This window comes from Clostridia bacterium, from assembly GCA_036562685.1.
In the GTDB taxonomy this organism is placed as follows: domain Bacteria; phylum Bacillota; class Clostridia; order Christensenellales; family DUVY01; genus DUVY01.
The window spans coordinates 1-2,634 of the sequence record DATCJR010000029.1 but is presented as its reverse complement, the minus strand read 5'-3'; the positions used below and the strand labels follow the sequence as shown (position 1 = coordinate 2,634).

Annotated in this window: 4 protein-coding genes; all 4 read right to left on the bottom strand. The window is 32.1% G+C overall.

Annotation, left to right across the window (positions count from 1 at the left end):
• Positions 1–169: 169 nt before the first annotated feature.
• On the bottom strand, positions 170–1,480 hold the full coding sequence (locus tag VIL26_01130; GenBank protein ID HEY8389546.1) for a recombinase family protein: 1,311 nt from the start codon (positions 1,478–1,480) through the stop codon (positions 170–172).
• A 1-nt stretch (position 1,481) separates the two neighbouring features.
• Positions 1,482–1,691, bottom strand: a complete 210-nt coding sequence (locus VIL26_01125; protein ID HEY8389545.1) for an SHOCT domain-containing protein — start codon at positions 1,689–1,691, stop codon at positions 1,482–1,484.
• Positions 1,663–2,064, bottom strand: coding sequence for an RNA polymerase subunit sigma-70 (locus VIL26_01120; GenBank protein HEY8389544.1), 402 nt, complete (start codon positions 2,062–2,064; stop codon positions 1,663–1,665). Before VIL26_01120 ends, VIL26_01125 begins: the two co-directional genes overlap by 29 nt.
• A 111-nt stretch (positions 2,065–2,175) precedes the next feature.
• Entirely contained in the window at positions 2,176–2,451 is a 276-nt protein-coding gene (locus VIL26_01115) for a phage holin family protein (GenBank protein HEY8389543.1), read from the bottom strand.
• Between the last annotated feature and the right edge of the window lie 183 nt (positions 2,452–2,634).

Sequence of the window (2,634 nt, the reverse complement as noted above, 5' to 3'; positions counted from 1 at the left end):
TCAGCGATATACTTTTTGTAGTAGTCTACTTGTGCATCATATGAACTTAATTGTTCATCTTGTAATGTTGATACACGAGCATAGGCGGCAACTTTTCTTTTGTATAAAGCGTTGTTTGGTAACTGAGTTATTGGATTTAATTTTGATGGTATAATTGTTACTTTAGCCATTATTCATTACCTCCAATATTGCTTTTTCTCTTTCGTTTCATCCCATCTAGTCTAGCCTTTTCTCTCATCGCTTCAGTCCAACAATCACTTCTTTTTGGTGTTTCCCAGATTACTTCCTTTTGCTCACCATTGTTCATTTTGAAGATAAGTTTGTTTCCATTAAAAATTTCAATCTGCGATACCAATTGATCTAGTTTATGCGAATCAAACTCTTCTATATTTAGTGCTTGGCATGTTGCATTTCTCAAAACATCATCTCTCACTTGTTTTGAATTACAGTATGCTTTACCTAATTGCTCATATGTTGAGCATACCCAATACTCCAGGTACTTGTTTTTCTTGTGTTTATAACTTCTACCACAAACACCACATCTTAATAAACCTGTAAATGGATAGAGTGTAAAGGCAACTTTATGATTTTTTGATAATCGTTCAGTTCTAATTCTTTCAGTATTTTCAAACTGCTCTTTACTGATTATTGGCTCATGATTATTTGTTACATGATATTTATCCAATTCACCATAATTAATTTTGGTAGTTTTAGTTATATGGTTTTCACGATAAGTCTTTTGAAGAATTAAATCACCTGTGTAATTATAATTTGTTAGTATTCCTCTAACTGACGATCTATACCATAACTTACCAAAGTAAGACTTGATTCCATTATTATTTAGAGTTTTAGCAATCTTGTCTTCTCCATAGCCTTGTTCGTATAGATTAAAAATTAATCTTACTATTTCAGCTTCTTCTGGCACTACTACAAATTGCCCACCTACGATTTTATATCCTAGACAATTCTTTCCACCATAAATCTTTCCTTCACTAAAATTTTTCTTAACCCTCCACAGCGAGTTTTCTGAGCTTATCCTTGATTCTTCTTGAGCATAACTTGCTAGTATTGAAATTAGTAATTCTCCATCATTGCTTAATGTGTGAATGTTTTGTTCTTGAAAGTAAACATCAACATTGATTTCTCTTAATTCTCTAATCGTCTGCAGTAACGTCTCAGTATTACGTGCAAATCTAGAAATAGACTTCGTAATGATGATATCAATTTTTCCATCCTTTGCATCTTGAATCATCCTTTGAAAAGCATTTCGTTTGCTCTTAGTTCCCGTTTGACCTTCATCAGAATAAACCCCAGCATATATCCAATTCTTGTTTGATTGAATGTAATTGCTGTAATAACTGACTTGAGTTGAGAGACTATGAAGCATGGCATCTTTATCCGATGAAACCCTCGTATAAGCAGCAACCTTTACCAACTTTGGAAGTTCGGTTTGTTTTTTTATTATCTTAATTTCTGCCACTTTATTCCTCCTTTTTTTGTATTATATTAATCACTCTAAAAGGGGATATTATCAAGTCATTTAAACGATAAATACTCGTTTCTTTTTGATTATATTTTTCAGCCATCTTCTGTTCGATTTTAATGTAGTCTTGTTCTTTAATTAAACCTTGTTTTGCCATTGCTCTTGCTTGAAACATTGCATTAAGATAGTTGATCGTGTCTTTGTCCATAGCCTATTCTCTCCACTTTGTTTTTAAAGAAGCAATCTCGTGAGCAATACTTTCTATTTAAACTTTTATATGTTAAAAAGTTATTGTGACAATGAGAACATTCAACAAGATAATCTGGTTTACGTTTGATTTCCTTTTTATGATTTTTCCAATATTCCATTCTGCACTTGTCACAACAAAACGTTTTTTGTCTATGACCTTTTGTTTGTTTTAATTTTGAACTACACTGTAAGCAAAATGTATCTTCTCTATCCATTGATTTACAAAACGAACTAACGGTACTTTTTGAAAGGTTTAGTATCTCAGCAATTTTCCCATAACCTAACCCTTGTGCTCGAAATTGTTTTATTTGATTTTTTTCTTGATTTGTCATAAAGATTACCTCCTTCAACATATGGAGAAATAAGGCACCTTTTGACCACCCTATAAAATAAAAAAAGCCTACCAGTGTAAAATCCGATAGGCTTATTCGCTATAAATCTATTTATTTTGTAAGTTGTTTAACAATTTGATTTGATCCAGTTGAAGCTAGTCCACTCGCTGCTCCAATGATAGCTGATACTACTAGGTTACCTGCAGGAAGAATGTCTGGGATAAAGTAATAACATATGATTCCTGATACTGCACCTAAAAAGAGTGCTAGTAATGGTATGATTCGTAAGAATTTCTCATTGTTATTTAGTGCTTTTTTCAACACTTCAATTAATGTATAAATAACTGCTGTAATAGCAGGTACTGCAACAATATTTACAAGTTCCATATTATTTCCTCCTTATTTATGAGCTTGTCTGTTAAGATGAGCTTCTATTTCAAAAATTGCTGAAGTAACAGGACCATCACAACCTTGTTCTTTTAAACCTTTTAAGCAAGCTAGAATACCATGAATAAGTATTACCTGCTCTTGTTTTATTTCTTTGATGTCTTCATCCTGTTTATTTTGTTT